This window comes from Pedobacter sp. Leaf41 (assembly GCF_001422545.1).
In the GTDB taxonomy this organism is placed as follows: domain Bacteria; phylum Bacteroidota; class Bacteroidia; order Sphingobacteriales; family Sphingobacteriaceae; genus Pedobacter.
In genome coordinates, this window is sequence record NZ_LMLE01000006.1 from 485,317 (window position 1) to 505,959 (window position 20,643).

11 protein-coding genes are annotated in these 20,643 nt (G+C 40.6%); 3 read left to right on the top strand and 8 right to left on the bottom strand.

From position 1 onward, the window contains the following. Positions 1–67: 67 nt before the first annotated feature. Both ASE92_RS09480 and ASE92_RS09485 read right to left on the bottom strand, forming a co-directional pair. Positions 68–586 carry a hypothetical protein gene (locus ASE92_RS09480; RefSeq protein WP_056849848.1) on the bottom strand — a complete coding sequence of 173 codons (519 nt, stop codon included), beginning with the start codon at positions 584–586 and terminating at the stop codon, positions 68–70. 16 nt (positions 587–602) lie between these two features. Further along, complete coding sequence (locus ASE92_RS09485) at positions 603–1,727, bottom strand: AI-2E family transporter (protein ID WP_082454999.1); 1,125 nt, start codon at positions 1,725–1,727, stop codon at positions 603–605. Between the two features lie 260 nt (positions 1,728–1,987). Here ASE92_RS09485 and ASE92_RS09490 point away from each other — a divergent pair, with 260 nt between their 5' ends. Genes ASE92_RS09490 through ASE92_RS09500 form a run of 3 tightly spaced genes read left to right on the top strand, consistent with a single transcriptional unit; the run spans position 1,988 to position 7,685 of the window. Then, positions 1,988–3,070, top strand: coding sequence for an efflux RND transporter periplasmic adaptor subunit (locus ASE92_RS09490; protein WP_056849849.1), 1,083 nt, complete (start codon positions 1,988–1,990; stop codon positions 3,068–3,070). An 18-nt stretch (positions 3,071–3,088) separates the two neighbouring features. Then, positions 3,089–6,259, top strand: a complete 3,171-nt coding sequence (locus tag ASE92_RS09495) for an efflux RND transporter permease subunit (RefSeq protein WP_056849850.1) — start codon at positions 3,089–3,091, stop codon at positions 6,257–6,259. After that, entirely contained in the window at positions 6,252–7,685 is a 1,434-nt protein-coding gene (locus ASE92_RS09500; RefSeq protein ID WP_056849851.1) for a TolC family protein, read from the top strand. The genes ASE92_RS09495 and ASE92_RS09500 overlap by 8 nt, the downstream gene beginning before the upstream one ends. A 1,155-nt stretch (positions 7,686–8,840) precedes the next feature. Here ASE92_RS09500 and nhaA read toward each other — a convergent pair. The 6 genes from nhaA to ASE92_RS09530 all read right to left on the bottom strand — a co-directional run bounded on the left by nhaA (position 8,841) and on the right by ASE92_RS09530 (position 20,586). Next, the gene (gene nhaA / locus ASE92_RS09505; protein ID WP_056849852.1) at positions 8,841–10,001 is read right to left on the bottom strand and encodes a Na+/H+ antiporter NhaA; all 1,161 of its coding nucleotides are present in this window, start codon (positions 9,999–10,001) and stop codon (positions 8,841–8,843) included. A 94-nt stretch (positions 10,002–10,095) separates the two neighbouring features. Further along, entirely contained in the window at positions 10,096–11,775 is a 1,680-nt protein-coding gene (locus ASE92_RS09510) for an ABC transporter ATP-binding protein (RefSeq protein ID WP_235527327.1), read from the bottom strand. A gap of 311 nt (positions 11,776–12,086) precedes the next feature. Further along, on the bottom strand, positions 12,087–12,575 hold the full coding sequence (locus tag ASE92_RS09515) for an anthrone oxygenase family protein (RefSeq protein WP_056849854.1): 489 nt from the start codon (positions 12,573–12,575) through the stop codon (positions 12,087–12,089). 568 nt (positions 12,576–13,143) lie between these two features. Beyond that, a complete protein-coding gene (locus ASE92_RS09520) occupies positions 13,144–14,034 on the bottom strand; it encodes a PorP/SprF family type IX secretion system membrane protein (RefSeq protein ID WP_235527328.1) in 891 nt (296 codons plus the stop codon). Between the two features lie 38 nt (positions 14,035–14,072). Then, a complete protein-coding gene (locus ASE92_RS09525) occupies positions 14,073–19,817 on the bottom strand; it encodes a lamin tail domain-containing protein (RefSeq protein WP_056849856.1) in 5,745 nt (1,914 codons plus the stop codon). A gap of 148 nt (positions 19,818–19,965) precedes the next feature. Further along, entirely contained in the window at positions 19,966–20,586 is a 621-nt protein-coding gene (locus ASE92_RS09530; protein ID WP_056849857.1) for an L-threonylcarbamoyladenylate synthase, read from the bottom strand. Between the last annotated feature and the right edge of the window lie 57 nt (positions 20,587–20,643).

The following is a 20,643-nucleotide window of genomic DNA, read 5'->3' on the forward strand; positions in this document are numbered from 1 at the left end:
TTTTCGATTTAATTTATCAATATAACATTTGACTAACAATAATGGTTTTAATTACAACGAATTAAAATTATTTTACAATGTTAAGTTGTAAACTGTCTTTAATCACTATCCCGCTGATACCAGCCGAATTATATTTAACGGTGTACTTACCGCTCTTGTCAATGGTAAAAGCGTTATTTAAGTCGAAATCGACACTGGTACTGTCACCAGGTTTTAAAGTGATGTAACTATCAGCCGGAGGTGGCATTACCCTTTTGGCCATCGCACCTTTATAAGCTGATTCCGTTCCATCTTCCATGATAACATCAACATATTTACTCATCAGGTTTTCGAAAGGGGTATGCCATTTACAGAATTTTGCAGCGGTATCTGCATTGTTGTAAACGGTAAATTTTATATTAATCGGCTCACCTATTTTTGGAGTCGATAAAAGTGTCAGTTTTCCGGTTATCGCATCTACCGGCTTATTGGATGTTTCATTTACAGTCATGGAGTCGGTTTTTTTCTCACCAGACTGTTGATTGGATGAACTGCAAGCGGCTAAAATAATAGTGCTCACGCAAAGGATTGTGCTTAATTTTCTCATTTATAATAATTGTTAACTATTCTTTTTCTGTGCCGCTTTTTATCGGAACGGGTTTCTTTTTTCTAAAAGATGGAAATGTCATCGGGCTTCTAGCCGGACGTTCATCTCCCAATAAAACACCCCATTGTTTAAACATTTCTGTACGATCGAAAATAATTTTCAATACCGCAACAATTGGTAAAGCTAAGAACATCCCTGAGATTCCAGCAACGCTACCTCCAATAAATACTCCAAGAATAGAGAATAAGGCATTAATTTTAACCTTTGAACCCACAATTCGTGGCATTAAAATATTGTTATCTAAAAACTGAACCCCAGCGATAACACCTAATACTGTAATAACAGGCCACAACTCTTGCGACGAAGCCAAGGTTAATAATACACCGATCACATTCCCAATTAAAGCACCCACATAAGGAATCAGGTTTAATATTGCGAAAACCACTCCAATGAGCAGTGCGTGTTCAATACCAATTAGCATTAAAATTCCACCTAATAAAACCGTCATATAGGTCACCTGGATTAATAAACCAACCAGATAGCTTTTAATGATCGATTCGGTTTCATAAATAGCCTCTTTCACTTTTGAGTGATGATCTGGCTTGAACCACATAAAAATGAACCGCAATAAAATATCTTTATAAAAAAGCATCAGATAAATATAGATGGGTAACAGACCGATAAACACGAAAATGCCGCTCAAAGTAACCGCTGCACCACCTGCCAATGAGGTACCCATATTCATCATATCATCACTTTTATCCTGAATAAAGGCTTTTTGCTCTTTAGCGTCATACTGCGAAATTCTACTAATCCAATCGCTTAAAGAATTAATATGCTGCGTAACATTATTTTTAATTTGAGGAAAATCTTTAACCAAAATTCCGATTTGGTTGGAGAAAAACCATACAATGAGGGCCACAAATATGGCAACCAATAAAATAGGCAAGATGATTGAAAAGGTTTCCGGAACTTTTTTTCTTTTTAGGAACCGATAAATAGGTAACAGCATAATGCTGATAAAAAATGCCATCAGTATAGGCATAATAATATCGCGACCAATTACCAAAACGGCTACAAGTGCCATTAAACCCAGTAATTCTATTGATCGCTTTACAGTTAGAGGTATATTATTCATCATAAATGGTTGTTCCGATTTGAGGATTAAACAGCATGAAGATAAAAATGTTTTTAAATTAAAATGATCAGCAGTAATCTTCTAAATGCTGAAATGATCTGTCGTGAAATCAACTTCATTATAACTTCATAATTCTACCCTTATTTCGCATCGGAATTAAGGGGAAGCCGGGTTTATTTGGTAAATGTAATCATTGCTGAATATAGCGATTTTCCACTTCTAATTCTATTGAAAGAATTAAATCAGATAAATTCAGTAAAAAAATGAACAGAAGTTTCATGTATTTTGGCCTGTGTGCTTTGCTCTCTGCAGCAGGTTGTAATCAGCAAAAGGAAGAAAAAGAAGAAGCAATTACTTATGCCGTAACCTCTCCGGTAACCATCGATACCTCCTTTACGAAGGAATATGTATCGCAAATTAAATCTGTTCGGAATATTGAAGTACGTGCTCAGGAAAAGGGATATCTTCAAAATATTTATGTTGATGAAGGGCAGCAGGTACATGCCGGGCAAGTTTTATTTAAAATTATGCCTCGGATGGCACAGGCAGAAGTTTTGAAAGCCCAGGCCGAAACCAAAGCAGCAGAATTAGAAGTAGAAAATACCAAATTGCTTTCTGATAAAAATGTGGTTTCGAAAAATGAGCTTGCCATGGCCAAAGCGAAACTGCAACAAGCTAATGCCGAGACATCTTTAGCGAAATATCATTTATCTAACACCGAAATCAGGGCACCATTTAATGGCACCATCGATCGGATTCCATTGAAGTTGGGAAGCCTTGTAGACGAAGGTGCACTGTTAACCAGCTTGTCTGATAACAGTCAGGTGTTTGCCTATTTCAATGTCTCCGAACCTGAGTACTTGAATTACCAGGCGGCTGCCAAAGCAAAAACGCAGCAAGAAGTGAGTTTACTTTTAGCCAATAATGAGCTATTGAAATCGAAAGGGAAAGTAGAAGTTATCGAGAGTGAGTTTAACAATGAAACCGGGAACATCGCTTTCAGGGCTCGTTTTAACAATGCCGATAATTTGCTTCGGAACGGCGAAACGGGAAAAATTCAAATGGTTGTTCCCCTGAAAAAGGCACTGGTTATACCTCAAAAAGCCACTTACGAAATCCAGGATAAAACTTATGTTTTTGTAGTTGATAATCGCAATATGGTACACTCACGCAATATTACGATCACTGGCGAAATGCCCGATTTATATGTGGTAGGTAGCGGATTATCAATAGGAGATAAGATTTTACTTGAAGGCGTGCAAAAAGTGAAAGATGATGATAAGATCACTTTCAAATTCCAAAATCCTCAAGAAGTAATCAAACAGTTAAGATTAAAAACCGAATAACTCCAGCAATAATTTTTTATGTTTAGCAAGTTCATACAAAGGCCCGTCCTTTCTATAGTCGTATCGCTTATTATTTTATTTCTAGGCGCATTATCGGTTTCCTATCTTCCCGTTACCCAATTTCCATCTATCTCGCCACCGAAGGTTAATATCACGGCAGAATATCCTGGAGCAAATAACGAGTTATTAATCAAATCAGTAGTTATCCCGTTGGAGCGAGCGTTAAATGGTGTTCCGGGGATGAAATACATCGCTTCAGATGCTGGTAATGATGGTGAAGCTTCCATTCAGGTGGTATTTAATTTAGGAACTGATCCCAATCAGGCTTCCTTAAATGTACAGAACCGGGTGGCTGCGGTAACCAACAAACTTCCGCCACTGGTGGTTCGTGAAGGTGTAAAGATCAGCCGTGAAGAATCCAATATGTTGATGTACATTAATTTGTATAGCACAGATCCAAAGTTGAATGAGAATTTCCTTTACAATTTCGCCGACATCAATTTACTTTCCGAATTAAAAAGAATTGATGGGGTAGGCTTTGCTGATATTTTGGGCGATCGGGATTATGCGATGCGCATTTGGTTAAAGCCCGATAGAATGCAGGCTTATAAAATCTCTGTCGATGAAGTGATGAAATCGCTTGATGAGCAAAGTTTGGAAGCCTCACCTGGTAAAACCGGAGAAAGTTCTGGCAAGCGTTCACAAGCTTTTGAATATGTGTTAAAATATTCTGGTCGTTTTAATACGAAAGAGGGTTACGAAAACATCATTTTACGGGCAAATCCGAATGGGGAAATGTTGCGTTTAAAAGATGTGGCTGATGTTGATTTCAGCAGTGCAGCCTATAATTTGTATTCTAATTTAAACGGCAGACCATCTGCGGCGATTGTTTTAAAACAATCGTATGGAAGTAATGCCAGTCAGGTAATCAAAGATGTGAAAGCTAAAATGGCTGAAATTAAGTCAACTTCTTTTCCAAAGGGATTGAATTATGAAATCAGTTATGATGTTTCCAAGTTCCTTGATGCTTCTATCGAAAAAGTAATTCATACCTTAATTGAAGCCTTTATTTTAGTGGGTTTGGTGGTGTTTTTATTCTTGGGAGATTGGCGTTCTACTGTTATTCCAGCTATTGCGGTGCCGGTATCCTTGATCGGAACTTTTGTTTTCATGTCTATGTTTGGCATTACGCTCAATTTAATTACCCTATTTGCTTTGGTTTTGGCCATTGGGGTGGTTGTAGATGATGCCATTGTGGTGATTGAGGCTGTACATGCGAAGATGGAAAACGATAGGCGTTTATCGGTATTAAAAGCCACGCAACAAGCCATGAAAGAAATCAGTGGTGCTATTATCGCCATTACTTTCTTAATGGCTTCAGTATTTATCCCGGTAACTTTCATGTCTGGTCCGGTTGGTATTTTTTACCGTCAGTTTTCCATCACTATGGCGACAGCAATTATTCTTTCGGGTATTGTTGCACTAACGTTAACGCCAGCTTTGTGTGCCATTATGTTGAAAAACAACCATGGGAAACCGAAAAAGAAAACGGCCGTTGACCGATTTTTAGATAGCTTTAATAATGGTTTCAATAAGTTATCTGGTAAGTATGAAATTGTACTAAGCAAAGTGGTGGGGCGCCGGTTATTAACCTTCGGAATTCTTGTGGCTTTTTGCTTCGGGATTTGGGGACTAAGCGGAACCGTACCTTCAGGATTTATTCCAAATGAAGATCAGGGGATGGTTTATGCGATTATTCAAACGCCCCCAGGATCAACGCTTGAACGTACCGACCAGATTGCAGAACGCCTGCAAAAACTATGTGAAGATATAGATGGTGTAAAATCAGTTTCATCGTTAGCAGGCTACGAAATCTTAACGGAAGGTACCGGCTCTAATTCCGGAACCTGTTTAATCAACCTTAAAGATTGGAACGATCGCAAACACTCTGCATCAGAAATTATAAAAGAACTGGAAGAAAAAGCAAAATCTATTCCTGGTGCTACTATTGAATTTTTCCAACCGCCGGCAGTTCCAGGATACGGTGCAGCAGGAGGTTTCGAACTCCGATTGTTAGATAAAGCCGGTAGTGGCGATTACAAACGCATGGAAACCGTTGGAAATGATTTTGTAAAAGAGCTTAATAAAAGAAAAGAACTGTCGTCGGTATTTACCTTTTACAGCGCAAGTTTTCCTCAATACATGTTGAATATTGATAATGAAATAGCGCAGCAAAAGGGCGTAACCATTGATAATGCGATGAATACCCTTTCCACTTTCGTAGGGAGTAATTACGAAACCAGTTTCATTAAATATGACCGCCAATATAAAGTGATGGTTCAGGCTTTGCCACAATACAGAGCGTTGCCAGCAGATATATTAAAGCTTTCTGTGAAAAACGATCGTGATGAAATGGTTCCGTTTTCGGCTTTCATGAAGATGGAAAAAGTGTATGGACTATCTGAAATTACGCGTCACAATATGTACAACGCTTCTGAAATTAGTGGACAATCTGCACCAGGCTATAGCTCGGGTCAGGCAATTAATGCCATCACTGAAGTAGCCGCCAAAACACTTCCAAGGGGCTTCGGTATCGATTGGGCAGGGATTTCTAAAGATCAGGTTTCCAGAGGTAATGAAGCGGTGTATATCTTTTTGATCTGTTTGGGCTTTGTTTACCTTGTTCTTGCCGCACAATATGAAAGCTTCATTTTGCCGCTTTCGGTAATTTTATCTTTGCCGGCGGGTATTTTTGGAGCGTTTTTGTTCCTGCAGTTGTTGGGGTTAGAAAATAACATTTATGCTCAGGTAGCCATGGTGATGCTGATTGGATTGCTGGGGAAAAATGCCGTCTTGATTGTGGAATTTGCTACCCAGCGGCATAGTCAGGGTGCCACAGTTTTAAAAGCCGCTTTGGAAGGTGCAAGTGTACGTTTCAGACCTATTTTAATGACTTCTTTTGCATTTATTGCAGGTTTGATTCCTTTAATGATTGCTTCCGGCCCAGGTAAAATTGGAAACAGGACAATCGGTTCAGCAGCAGCAGGAGGGATGTTGTTCGGAACCATATTCGGCGTGATCGTGATTCCAGGATTATACTATATTTTCGGTACCATCGCAGCCAAACACAAGTTGATTAAAATTGAAGAAGAACATCCGTTAACTGAAGAAATTGAAGATAATGTTTAAGCAAAAAATTTATAAAATACTTGGGTTAGCCATCATTATTGCCACTTACAATGCTTGTAAAGTGCCCGATTTTGCCCAACGTAATGAGCATAAAAATACACCAGCTAGTTTTAATACCTCATTAGATAGTACCAATACAGGAGCTGTACAGTGGCGTAGTTTTTTTACGGATCCAAATCTGGTAAGCCTGATCGATACCGCCCTTAAAAATAACCAGGAACTAAACATTACCCTGCAGGAGATTGAAGTGGCTAAGAACGAAATTAAGGCCAAAAAAGGTGAATTGCTTCCTACAGTGGGCTACCGGGTAGGCGCTGGTTTAGATAAAGTTGGCCGCTACACCAGTTCTGGTGCCGGCGATGCCTCAACGGAAATTACTCCGGGTAAAGGTGTGCCGGAAGTGTTGCCCGATTATGCATTTGGTTTGCAGGCCAATTGGGAGGCCGACATCTGGCATAAGCTTCGCAATTCCAAGAAAGCCGCAGTCGACCGCTATCTGTCTTCGGTTGAAGGGAAAAATTTCGTCATCACGAATTTGATTGCAGAAATAGCCAATACCTATTACGAACTGCTGGCACAGGATAATCAGCTGGAAATCGTTAAACAAAATATTGCTCTTCAAAGCAATGCGCTTGAACTGATGAAAATTCAAAAACAAGCTACAAGGGTTACTGAGCTTGCCGTACGTAAGTTTGAGGCCGAAGTTTTAAGTTCCAAAAGTTTAGAATTCGACATTCAGCAAGACATTACCGAAAGTGAAAATAAAATCAATTACCTATTGGGCCGGTTTCCACAACCAATTGTTAGAGATCGAAATGCTTTTACGCTATTAGTTCCACCTACTGTTCAGGCCGGCTTACCGGCTCAATTACTGGCTAACCGACCTGATATTAAACAAGCCGAATACGATTTGGAAGCGGCAAAATTAGATGTTAAAGTAGCGAAGGCGCAATTTTATCCTTCGTTGGGGATTTCTGCCAGCATCGGTTATCAGGCATTTAACCCTTCTTATTTATTACGTACACCAGAATCGTTGATTTACTCCCTCGCTGGAGATTTAGCCGGTCCACTTATTAACCGAAATGCGATTAAAGCAGAATATTTATCTGCAAACGCTAAACAGTTACAAGCCGTTTTCAACTACGAAAAAACCATCCTGAACGGATACATCGAGGTTGCAAATCAAATTTCCAATATTTCGAATCTTCAGAAAAGCTACGATTTAAAATCAAAACAGGTTGTGGCATTAACACAATCCATAGAGATTTCCAATGACCTTTTTAGAGCGGCCAGAGCTGATTATTTCGAGGTTTTAATGACCCAAAGGGATGCATTGCAATCCAAATTGGAATTAATAGAAACCAAAAAACAGCAGCTAAATGCAGTGGTGAATATTTATCATGCTTTAGGCGGGGGGTGGAATTAAACCCTCCGTGCTACAGCGCATGTTTATCATAAATTAGGTCTTCATTGCCTGCCTGCGGAAGGCAGGCGAGGCTGGGTTTGAGCGAGCCAAGGCAATCTGGCAATTTGTTATAGAACTATGAGGGGAAAACTCCCCTCTTTATTTCAAGGAGGGGTGGGGGTGGTTAAATGTATTGTCTTCGCATCTTTTACGTTGCTATTTGACACTTCGCTCAAATGGCATCTTACTCCCTTCCAGATAGAAACCCTCTGCGTTCGCCCTCTGTTCGGGAAATCCCTACCTATTATAGTCCTTATCCTGACCTAATACCACCTATTCAGTACCATGCAAGCACCACACAAGGATGGGAATTCCTTTGCATGAACTTAAGTATTCTCGAAGCAGTCCCGAAGTATGCTGGGAGCAGGGTGCAAGCAGGTATGGGTAAAACGTGGATATGAGGTGGACTAATGGCGGGCTAGAGGTGGACTTGAAACGAAACTTAAATGATTAAAAAGCAGAAATTTGCTATCCTGGATTGATCAATCCCTCAATTACGCTAATGTAAATAATTATGGACACATTAAATGGGATTGTTCGATTTTAAATATGAGCGTTCGCTGGGGAGAAATTTTTTCTAAAGGTTTTAGTTGTAAAATCGCTTCATTATTAAAAAAGATCAGTAGAATTTGCAGCTTCCCCTTTAATTTTTTCTTCGTCTCATCGGCGGCGGCCTCTTCTTTGTTCTTGATAACAAAGAAGCAAAACCGAGCCCTTCAGCGAGCTCATTAATACCTCTAAAAAAAAATGATAAACGATAAATAAAATCAAGGCCTGGATCCAATGTTGGATAAATTCTTCAAAGCTTAATTGGCGGCATCACAAGCTGCGATGAAGACTCGCAGAATACGCGATGCCTTGTTAAGATGGGTATTGAAAGTTTGTTCAAAAGCTTTGACGTTTTCTCCTTTCATTGTCTCCTATGCCGGATAGCAGGGTGAAAGATCAATAGCAGACATCGAAGTTCTTAGGTGTTTTGCTCGCCCATCCATCATTTCCTGCCTGCAGCAGGCAGGCGAAATGAGCTTTTCGCGATTGAAAAATCATTCTACCCATCGTCATCCTTGCGTAGGCGGGAATTTTAAAGCGATTTAAAGGCTGATTATTTCCTTCGCGTTAGTCTTCACTTTTCTTCAAAGATTTCAAAAAAACAAAACCCACCACACCCGATAAAACTGAAGCCGTCAATATGGCGAACTTTGCTTCTGATACATGTAGGGCATCGCTAAAAGATAATAACGCGATAAATATCGACATTGTAAAACCGATGCCTGCCAACATGCCTAAACCTAAAACATGTTTCCAGCCTGCTCCGGTGGGTAAATCGGCAAATTTAAGTTTAACGGCCAACCAGGAAAATAATGTTACCCCGATTGTTTTTCCCACAAATAAACCTACTATAATGCCCAGGCCTAAAGGAGAAACCAGTCCTGTAATCATCTCTTTTTCGAAGGTGATGTTGGTGTTCGCCAGGGCGAAGATTGGCATGATGAGGTAATTTACCGGTACGCTTAAAGCGTGCTCCAGTTTTTCTAAAGGAGATAAAACATCCGTTTCATTTGTGGGGATGGTGAATGCTAAAAGTACTCCGGCGATGGTGGCATGAATGCCGGAGTGATGAATGAAATACCAAAGAAAGATTCCGGGGATGAGATAGAAGATCAGGCTTTTTACACCGAAATAATTCATTAAACTTAACAACACTAAAATTCCGCCGGCCATTGCCAAATATTCAAAATGAATTTGGTTGGTGTAAAATATAGCGATTACTAAGATTGCGCCTAAATCATCAACAATAGCCAAAGCTGCTAAAAATATCTTCAAGCTAGCGGGTACGTTTTTGCCAAGCATGGCAATTATGGCCAGCGCAAATGCAATATCTGTGGCCATAGGGATGCCCCAACCGCTGGCAGTTTCGGCTCCTTTGTTAAATACTGCATAAATCGCGGCCGGAACCAACATGCCACCTAACGCAGCAATTACCGGAAGTGCTGCGTTTTTTAATGAAGATAGTTCGCCTTCTACAAGCTCACGTTTAATTTCCAGGCCCACAAGCAAAAAGAATATGGCCATTAAAGCATCATTAATCCAGGCAAGAATGCTATAGTTAACGTTTCCAAACCCGAGCTTGGTTTCTAAAAAAGCTTCAAAACTTTCTTTCGATGCTGTATTGGCGATCAGTAAGGAGATGGCTACACAAATTAGCAATAAGAAACCGCCAACTTGTCCGGAGCGGAAAAAACGTTGAAATACAGCTAGGTTGATTAGTTTCGGCATGGGGGCAAAAATAAGGAAAACTTAGTTTCTGGCTATGGATTAATTTGATTTAAATGAAAATATAAGTTCTTGTTTTACTGGCAAACTCTTTAAATTATTTATAACCTGAGGCCTGTAGATTAAACAGTTCGGCGTACTTGCCTCCCGCTTTCAAGAGTTGCTCATGTGTTCCCGACTCGAGCAGCGTTCCCTTCTCTAGCACTAAAATCCGGTCGGCTAACCTTGCTGTAGAGAAACGATGTGAAATTAAAACTGCTGATTTTCCTGTAGTGAGTTGTGCAAAACGTTGGAAGACTTCATATTCTGCCCGTGCATCCAGTGCAGAGGTCGGCTCATCTAAAATTAATACTTGCGCATCTTTCATGTATGCCCGGGCAAGCGCAACCTTTTGCCATTCGCCGCCCGAAAGTTCAACTCCATCATTAAATTTTCTGCCCAGCCATTGCTGATAAGCTCCCGGCAGCTTCTTTGCAAGCTCATCTGCCAAACTAAGTTGCGCAGCATTTTTGACCAACTGTTCATTATCAATTTCCTTAATATTGCCGACCGCAATGTTTTGATAAAAAGTCATTTGATAGCGGATATAATCCTGGAAAATAATGCCGAGGTTATGCCTCAGATCGTCTAAATCATAAGCCTTTAAATCCTTTCCATCTAATAAAATACGACCTTCGCTTGGGTCGTACAGTCTGGCCAGGAGTTTAACCAAGGTCGTTTTTCCTGCACCGTTCTCTCCAACCAGGGCCAATTTTTCGCCGGGTTTGAGCTCAAAGCTTAAATTTCTATTCGCCCATCTATCGCTATTGTGGTATTGGAACCCTACATTTTCGAATACAAAACCTGATTTTATGGGCTTTGGAAAAGGCAATGCCGCCTTTGGTTTGGTAATTTTTGGCTTGATCTCAAAAAAATCAATGAAATCCTGTAAATAAATGGCACCTTGAGAAACCATTGTAAACCTCGAAAGCATCGTTTCCATCAAGCTGCTCAGTTGACGAAATGAGCCTGCCAGGAAAGTGAGGTTACCCACCGTCGATTTTCCGGTAACTGTTTCGTAAACAATAAATCCATAGGCCGCATAATAACCAATAGTACCTAATATGGAGAAAAATGTACCCCATATAGATCTGCGCACCGCTAACCTGCTGTTGTCTTGATAAAATTTATCAGACAAAGTTTTGAATCTGTCGATAATGAAATCAGCGAGGCCAAAAATCTTTACTTCCTTTGCCGTTTCATCGCTTGCACCCAGGTAGCGTACATAATCGAGTTCCCTGCGCTCTGGTGTCTGACTGCGGGACAGTGCATAATTCTTGCTATTAAAATAAGATTCGCCTAAAAAGGAAGGGATGATTGCAAGCACTAAAAGGAGAATTAACCAAGGGTTAAAAGCAATTAACCCGGTTAAAAGAAAGGCCATGGAGATTAAATCCTGTATCTGGCTCATCACTTGAGAAAGCATGACACTTCTCCCGACTGTTTGCTGCCTTGCCCGTTCGAGCTTGTCGTAAAATACCGAATCTTCGAATTGATCCAGATCTAAAGTAGCTGCATGCTCCATTATTTTAATGGAAGTATAATTCGAAAACTGGTCGCCGAGCAAGCTATCCGTTAGATTAATCATTCTGCCCAGCGCATCGTTCAAAATCGCCAGTAAAAATTGTATTCCCACCAGCTCCCAAAGCAGTTGCATATTGCCGCTTGTGGTGCTGGTACTTAATGCCACCACCTCATCAATAATGAGTTTGCCCACATAAAGCAGGGCAACCGGCATGGCGGAACGTATTATCCGAAGGATGAAACTAATGATTGTCTTACTAGGACTGCTTTGCCAGACCAGCTTGAACAAACTTGGCAGGTTTTTTAATGATGAGAGTCGTTCTTTAAAAGTTATATTTTCAAGAGGTATTGTATTTCTATTCTTTGCCATAGTGGTGCTGTAATAGCAAAGCTAATTATTGCGTGAGTAGTTTTCGGTTTATTTGAAAAAATAGCATCTATATTAAACAGAGATACTATTAAAACCTGAACAATTTTTATTTGAAAATGTTAGTCAATCTTAACGAAATCGTAAAACAATATGATTTAAGGATTAGGAAACTTATTTTTCATAGCGTAAAACTTATCGACAGCTGCAAATGAGAATATAACACCTATAAGAAGTACAAGTGATCTCACCCAGTTCATGCTGCTCCATTCGGAGGATAATCTTTTAAGTATTTCAGTGGCTGGAGTTGGCTGCGACATCATTATATCGGTTCGCGGATGGAAGTAAGTAAAAGCAAAAATATCTCCTGAAACATAGCAAATCAAAGCGATTCCAAGAAGTAATCTCATGTTTTGTGAATTTTTCCAATAGATGAGGAGTGATAGTAAAGTCAGCAACTGACTTGCAGTTGAAAATATTTTGAAAAAATTTCCAGGATTTACAGTCTTAAAAAATGCTTTCGCAGCCAGAACAGAATTTGGAATATCACTGTCGGTGGCAGCGGCAATAACCATCGAATTAAAGATGTTTGCAAACAAGACTCCACATGCTATTGCCACTGAACTTAGCAGAATTATTTTTTTCATCACTGGATAATTAATAGGAAATAAATATAATAAAATTTTATAACAATCAGTTTTTCAAGGTATTGTGATCCTGTGTTTATTATGTCTCAATTGATAAGTTTAATTGAAAAAAAGTTCAGTTTAAAAATAAAGGTGTTGACATCGTGATTGAAGCTTGCTCTGACTAATCTTTCTTCGGTTTGAAACGGAAGGCTCTTACTTTTTTGCTTGATCAAAAATTAACAAAAAAATCAAGGCTTGGAACTGATGTTGGATAAGCCATGCGAAACTTTAATTGCAACAGCGGATTAGGTTCGATGAAGAATCGAACTGACCGCTGTTTTAGTCGTTCGGATTTTGAAAATTTGTGCAAAAACTTCACCTGCTTCTCTTTCCATCACTTCCTATGCCCGAAAGCAGTATGGCTATAGCGAGGAGTGGAGGACTCTGCTTTGTAAGGGTTTCCTTTTAGCGGAAAGTTTCTGGTACGTTCTGCACTTTACTGACAATTTGTTAACCAAAAAAGCCACAGACTCTTAGATTTAAATCTGCGAATCTGTGGCTAAAATTTTTGTTTATGCTACTCTACTTATTTTTTCTTTCCGATATTCACCCGAATGTTCACCTCAAAATCGCCATCGGTATAGCCGCTAATAGCTGAAGTTGCTGTGTTGTAATAGGCCATAAAATATAGAGACGATTTGTAGTTTACGCCGAAGCCAACCGTGGCATTTTGCGTGTTGTGATACATGGCCATTACATACAGTTTATCGTTTGCGAAGTTGGCATTTACACCCGCATCCCACAAATTCTTATAGTTTTTAATTCCTCTGAAAACCCCTTTTGGCTCCAGGCTTATGCCGTTCATTCCTTCACCAAGACTGAATTTATATCCTATAGCCGAATAAAAAGTAGGTTTATTGGCATAGTTTAAATCATCCTTTCTAAAAACCGAGCGTATATTTGGAACGGCGCCTTCTATTGTTAATCCTTTCGAAGTATACGAAACGCCAAAATCTCCATCAAGGTAAGAGCCACGATCGTTGAAACGGGCAATTGATGGATCGTTAATATCGCTGTTTCTGATACTGCTTAAATCTAATCGATCTTTGCTTACTCCAAAGGAAACGCCGAAATTCAATTGCTGTTCGTTATCGCTTAGAGGCAAATGATAGGCAAAAGTTCCTACGGCCTTTGTGCGTTGTAAACCGCCAGATTTTTCGTTATAAACGTTAACGCCCCAACCCACTTTTCCAACTTGCTGATCTAAAGTTACGCTTTGCGTGAGGGGTGCACCGGGAATGTTCGACCACTGTTTGCGGAAACTCCCGTTAATATTGAAGCCTTCGTTAATACCTGCCATTGATGGATTTACCAGATAGCGGTTTTGAAAATACTGAGCGTTTAAAGGTAAGATCTGCGCCTTCGCCGTGCTGAAAATAAATATACCAGTTGCAAATAGAAACGTTACTCGACGCATTTGCTTTATGTTTTTTGTAATTGCTTTCATGTCTGTAATTAGTCTCTAATAATATTGATGTAACCTTTAAAAGTGCCGATTCCAGAACCTAAATCGATAATGTAATAATAAGTTCCTTCCTCCAGCGGGCTTCCGTTTACCGTTCCATCCCAATCATTGGCGTAAGCTTGTTTCGTGTATAAAATCCGACCCGCTTTATCAAAAATCTTAACCGTGTTATTTGGGTAATAATCGATGTTTTTCACGATAAACTTATCGTTGTATCCATCGCCATTAGGAGTAACTACTGTGCTGGCTTCCAGTTTATAATCCTCTACAACCGTTATGGTGATGGTTTGCTCATTCACACAACCGCTTGAATTGGTAACAGTTACCTTGTAAATTCCCGTTTGCCTAGGGCGTACTGTCACTGATGAATTCGCCTGACCGCTGATGATATCGGCACCCGTCCAACTGTATTGGTTTCCACCAGTTGCGCTAAGAATTAAAGCATCACCTTTTGAAATCGAAAGCGCTTTGTTCGCGGTAATGGCAACAACAGGGAGTGGATTTACAACTACGGTAGCTGTTCCCGTTTGCGGCTGACCACAGTTTACATCGGTAACACTTATTAAATTATAGGCAAAGCTTCCGGCTGTATTCGCTGAAACCGATACCGCAACAGAAGCATTTGTTCCTGTCGTGCTCACCGTTCTGCTTGCGCCACCGTTTACATTATAAGTAAAGGTGTAAGGGGCAGTACCATTTGCACCCGTAAATGTGATTGCAGGTGAAGTACCATTTAAACAAACGGCAGTATTGCCAGAAATGGTAGCCGTAGCTGCAGAAAGCTCCGTTAACTTAAACGTTCTGCTTACTGTATTGATTCCGTCATAGTCGGTTCCTCCATTATCTGTTACGGTTACTGTAATGTTCGCCGAACCATTTACATTGTTTTTAAAACGATAGGTGATGGTTCCTTTATCCACTCCACCGGCCGCAATAGTTAACACATCGAATAAATTCGGATTATCAGAAGTGATGCTTAGCGTGGTGGTTTGTGTAGTTTCCGGACCAGCAGATATTCCGCTTAGTTCAATTGTTTTGTTTGTTGTGGTAAAACAAGATGATTGGTTGGCAATTGCGCTTAGGGCAGGAGCGCCGTTTCCGAAAAGATACCTGGATTTTATTGGATAATGATCCGTTGTAGTTGAACTATAATTGGTTACCAGATTTTTAACGGCATCCAAAACTTCTGCCGTTCCTTGTATATAATTTAGATTCAGGCTTTTTGTGAGGATTACATTATCTATCACGGTATTGAAACCTGCGGTAGATTGTTTGCCAGCTAAACTCAAAGGCAAGGTAATGGGGAAATAATTGGCGGCATCCAGGGTAAAATCAGAATACGAAGTAGCAGTTCCAGCCGGCATCGGTGCAATGGTTTTATCAGGATTAAGTACATCATTAAAATCACCTAAAATGATTACCTTTTTGCCAGCCAAATTAGCGTCGATCCAGTTTTTCAATTGTAGGTTTCCACCTTTTCTTCTGTTGTAAGAATCAATCTGTTCGGCCGGAGTTCCTGTGTTCGCCTTTGCATGGATTTCAATAAAATAAACCGTTTCCTTTTTGCCGTTAATAGTTACCTCCGCTTCCATTGCAAAAGGAAAACGACCCGATGACCAGTTTTTGTAAGGTGTTCCATCTACACTCGTTGATGGGATGGAAGGATTGTAGGTATCTTCCAGTACGCCAAAGGTTCTAACAGGTTTTAACAGGTCAGTACGGTACATAAAAGCGAGCTTCTGTGCCAAAGGATAATCAATATCTTGTTTATTATCAGCATAAGAACCGAACGAGCTGAAAACAACATTGTATCCCGCAGGCAAAACGGTATTTCTAAACAAAGTGGTATCCACCACTTCGGCGAAGCCATAAACATCTGCATTGATGTTATTAACTATTGTCTTCACATTCGCTGCCTGTTGTGTATCGTTTGCCGGATCTTGTGCCGGACTACCGAACCATTCGATGTTCCAGTTCACTACTTCTAAAGTATTTGCCACATCAAAAGTATTTCCAGCCAGGTTAACCATTTTCGTAGCCGAACCTGCTGTAGTGATATTTACATTGGCAGAATAAGTGGTGCTGACCGCTGTAGGCGAAAATTTGGCATAAACAGTAGGGGAGGTATTGTTAATTGCGGCCCTGTTATAGGTTAGTGTTGAGCCAAAAGTACCATTACTGCTGTTTGCAATACTAAAGTTGGCCGGGGCGGTAACCGTAACATCTCCAGTTAAGTTACCGGCAGAGAATGTAAATGATTTCTCTGTCGAGGTGGTGCCTGCTGCCTGGAAACCAAAATTAACACTCGTTGTAGAAGTGGTGATATCTACCGGTGGAGGAGTATTTGAATTGACTACCGCAAAATCATCAACGGTCCAGCGGCTTGCCGATGAGGTGGTAGAATTGTAAACGAAAGCCACATATACCGGGGTAGCTTTGTAAGCTGAAAGATCGATGTTTCCTGATTTCGTCCAGACATCTGAACCTGTTTCAGGGAACTTGCCATCTAAATTAATCCACGTCGCCAAAGCAGGATTTCCACTTCCAGTGTAATTGGTAGAAACTTTTAGCTGCAATTTATCTCCTGCGAAGGCCGATCTTGTCCAGAAGGAAAGCACCGCATAATTCATGCTCGATAAATTGAGTGCTGGAGAAATCAACCAGTCTTCGTTTAAGATATTTCCGCTGGCAAAACCATTTATTTGCAAGGCATTTCCAGCGCTTGCCGTACCGGTAGCATCATTTGCATCGTGACCAAAAGTAGTTGTACAGCCCCAGGTTTGTGGCCCGGTAACGCTATATTGGTAAAAACCGTCAGATAGTGCAGCACTTCCAACTGTTGTGCAATTTTCGAAATTAAAAACGGTTTGATTTGGGTCAATTGCCGGTCCTGAAAGTGCCAATGAAACAGCGGTTGCCCCAGTACTGGTATGCAAAATTGTCCCAGTGGTATTGCCAGCAACCGTTGGGCTAAACCTCACATACACCGTTTGGTTGGTAGTTAATTCAGCCGCAGTGTAAGATAAAGTGTTCGTAAAAGTGATGTTGTTTTTTGAGATCGCATAAGGTGCGCTTATGGTAAGTGTAGTTGCGGCAGTTAAATTTCCGGCAGATAAAACATAGCTTTTTGATGCTGAAATCGTATTAATCGCCTGATTACTAAATGCAAGGGTTTTAGGTGTGGTGATTAAGTAAGGACCCGAGGTTGAAGCGGGTTCGGTTATGGTAGAATTTTGAGGATTCGCCACTTTCGCCACAAAATCAAACGCATTATCATCACTATCAAAACCGTTACCAGCAAATTCTTCGGTTCCTCCTACGCCCAATGTTGTCGCATCAGAAGTTGCCGTTGCTTTACGTTCAATGGATGCAGTATTTGATGGAGCAGTTGTTGGGCCTGAACCTTCAAATGCATTAGCCGTTCCAAAACCTACAAAATCAATAATTTGTGTTCCGGTAGGGCTTGCGCCAGTTTGTGCAGTAGATACATTGCTTAATAAAACCTTGCCAGCTGCACCAGCCATGTTAATGGTACCCACCCGATCAGGTGTGGGCAAATTCGTCGTGCCGCCACTTCCGGCACCTTGCTGAATGAGATAAAAACTTTTAGGTGCAATGCTACCTGCAAGTGTGGTTACCTGCCAGCTCGTACCTGTTGAACTTGCATATTGAACAGACCAGCCAGTTAAATTTACTGCTGATAAAGTTGGATTATATAGTTCGATAAAATCATTCTTGTAAATGGCACCCGAATTACCTCCGCCACCGTAAACTTCGGAAATCACCACATGGTTAGCACCCGTTGGCTCTTTTACACTTGAGTTTTGAGGGTTTGGTGCTGTAATCACAAAATCGGTGCTGTTGTTGTCTGAGTCGAATCCGTTTCCATCAAATTCTTCAGGGCCACCAACGGCTAAAGTAGTTGCAGTAGAAGTTGCTGTCGCTTTTCTTTCTGCTGATGTTGTGTTGGTCAATACGGCAGTAGGTGTGGTTTCGAATCCGGTTGCAGTAGGACCGACACCGATTTTATCTACAACGGCTGCGCCGGATGGATTTGCACCTGTTAAAGGAGCAGTAGCATTACTCAAAATTACTTTGAATGCCGCTCCAGCCATATTGATGGTTCCCGTTACATCTGGGCTTGGCAAATTAATTGTTCCACCAGCACCAGCTGCTTGTTGAATTAAGAAAAATCCTTTGGCCGGAATACTACCTGTTAAAGGGGTAACCTGCCATGATGTTCCAGTTGCAGCACCATATTGTACGCTCCAGCCGGCCAAATTTACTGCCGCATTGCCTGGATTATAGAGTTCGATAAAATCATTTTTATAAGTTGCACCTGCGTTTCCTCCGCCACCATATACCTCCGAAATCACAACATGGGTGGGGGCGGCCGGCGGTGTTGTTCCCGTTCCAGTTACAGAGATAGTTTGTGTGCCAGCACCTGTGCTTGAAACCGAAATGTTTTCATTTGATGCTACTGCTGCTGTGGGACTAAAACGAGCATAAACTGTTTTACTTGTAGATAATTCTGATGCCGAATAACTAATGGCAGCGCTAAAGCTTACATTGTCTTTTGATAAGGTGAAAGGTGCAGTTGAAGTTAAATTTACTGCATCAGTCAAGCCTGCAGCACTTAAAACAAAGGTTTGCGGAGCAGAATTTGTACCTGCATTCTGATTACCAAAATCCAATGAGGTTTTATCAACGGTTAAGATTGATGTTTGGCCAGTTCCGGTTAGGGCAACATTAACGGTTGATGCGCCAGCACTTGTATTTACGATATTACCAGTTGAGCTGCCGCCCACTGTAGGGCTGTATCTTGCATAAACTAACGGAGATGCGCTAAGTTCTGCAGCGGTATAGCTAAGCGAGTTACTGAAAGTGCTATTGTCTTTCGAGATGGAAAATGGGGCAGTTGCACTCACACTCACGTTTCCTGTTAAATTGGCTCCGCTTAAGTTATAAGATTGCGATGCAGAAACTGAACCTACGTTTTGATTGCCGAATGAAAGATTATTCGGATTAGCGGCAAGGGTGGGCACTACCGCACTACCGGAAGTAAATGTGAGGTTAAAATTATCTATTGCCGAAGAAGGTCTGTTTCCAGATCCTGTAGTTGCATTAAGCGTAATAATCCTGATCCAAACTGGCCCGGCATTATTGTCTAAAGCTGCACCAAAATCTACTGTGATGGCATTGCTTGAAAATGTACTTCCGCCGGTAATTAATGTTCCTGTACTCGTAGCAGGGGTGAAGGTTGTTGGGCTTGCTCCAAAACCGTAATCTATCACCCAGGCTGCAGCTCTTGGCGAAGAACTATCTAAAGATTGTAAATCGAAACTTAATTTTAGTGCCGATTTCCCTGTGGTGTTTGCAATCTGAAATACAAATGCTGCTCCCGGGTCGCCAATAGCACCTGTTTGCCTAACTCCCAAGCTGCGGTTTGTTGCAGCATTTTGGTCTGTGGTGCTACTTGCTGAAGTTAAGCCAGTTGCTGAAGCAAAATTTTTAAAGGCGCCTGTTGCGTTATTCCAGGCAGTTGGAGCAGTCGTTAATGCTGCCGCTGTACCCAAACTCGTTGCATTAGAACTCAATCTAATGCTGAAGCCATTAGGTAATCCAGCTCCAATTCCATTAAAATTTTCAACATAAGGAGATGTTGTTAAAGTTACCTGGGCGGAAATTGAAAAGGAAAATACAATGGATAAAATGAGAAGTAAAGCTCTTTTCATATAGTTTGTTTTGTTTAGAACAAATGTATATGCAAAAGCCTAATAGTCAGTTTAATTTAATGTTAATTCGCTAAAATGTGGAAAAATAGATTTTATATGGAATAATTTATGCCTAGTTATTACGTTTCGTTCAGATCGACAATGGTATTTATAGAAAATCTTCAATGTTGCCTTTGCCTTCACGGATAACTTCAAATTCGCCATTGGTACAATCAATCACTGTTGAAGCTTCGTTGTCTCCAAAGCCACCATCAATTACCAGATCAATTAAGTTCTCATATTTCTCATGAATCAATTCAGGATCTGTTGAATATTCTACCACGTCGTCGTCATCTTTAATTGACGTTGATAAAATGGGGTTGCCCAGTTCCTTTACAATGCAGCGAGCGATATTATTATCTGGCACCCGAATACCAACGGTTTTTTTGTTAGCGCTTAATAACTTGGGTACATTATTATTGGCATTAAAAATAAAAGTAAATGGGCCAGGCAAGGCTTTTTTCAATACCCTAAACGTCGTGTTGTCAATCGGTTTAATGTAATCAGAAATGTGTTTCAGGTCGTGGCAAATAAAAGAAAAATTAGCTTTCTCTGGTTTGATACCTCTTATCCGGGCAATTTTCTCGATCGCCTTAGGGTTGGTAATGTCGCAACCCAAACCATATATGGTATCCGTAGGATAAATAATTAAACCACCTTTTTTAAGCACTTCAACCACTTGTTCGATGGCCTTTTCATTTGGATTTTCTGGATAGATCTTAATAAGCATAGCGTAAAAATAACAAATAATGACGTTAGTTGTTTACGAGATGGTCTAATCATAAAA

Excerpts from the sequence above, each read along its gene's own strand:
- ASE92_RS09480 (WP_056849848.1), bottom strand. The coding sequence starts at position 586 with ATGAGAAAATTAAGCACAATCCTTTGCGTGAGCACTATTATTTTAGCC.
- ASE92_RS09485 (WP_082454999.1), bottom strand. The coding sequence starts at position 1,727 with ATGATGAATAATATACCTCTAACTGTAAAGCGATCAATAGAATTACTG.
- ASE92_RS09490 (WP_056849849.1), top strand. The coding sequence starts at position 1,988 with ATGAACAGAAGTTTCATGTATTTTGGCCTGTGTGCTTTGCTCTCTGCA.
- ASE92_RS09495 (WP_056849850.1), top strand. The coding sequence starts at position 3,089 with ATGTTTAGCAAGTTCATACAAAGGCCCGTCCTTTCTATAGTCGTATCG.
- ASE92_RS09500 (WP_056849851.1), top strand. The coding sequence starts at position 6,252 with ATGTTTAAGCAAAAAATTTATAAAATACTTGGGTTAGCCATCATTATT.
- nhaA (WP_056849852.1), bottom strand. The coding sequence starts at position 10,001 with ATGCCGAAACTAATCAACCTAGCTGTATTTCAACGTTTTTTCCGCTCC.
- ASE92_RS09510 (WP_235527327.1), bottom strand. The coding sequence starts at position 11,775 with ATGCCGGTTGCCCTGCTTTATGTGGGCAAACTCATTATTGATGAGGTG.
- ASE92_RS09515 (WP_056849854.1), bottom strand. The coding sequence starts at position 12,575 with ATGAAAAAAATAATTCTGCTAAGTTCAGTGGCAATAGCATGTGGAGTC.
- ASE92_RS09520 (WP_235527328.1), bottom strand. The coding sequence starts at position 14,034 with ATGCGTCGAGTAACGTTTCTATTTGCAACTGGTATATTTATTTTCAGC.
- ASE92_RS09525 (WP_056849856.1), bottom strand. The coding sequence starts at position 19,817 with ATGAAAAGAGCTTTACTTCTCATTTTATCCATTGTATTTTCCTTTTCA.
- ASE92_RS09530 (WP_056849857.1), bottom strand. The coding sequence starts at position 20,586 with ATGCTTATTAAGATCTATCCAGAAAATCCAAATGAAAAGGCCATCGAA.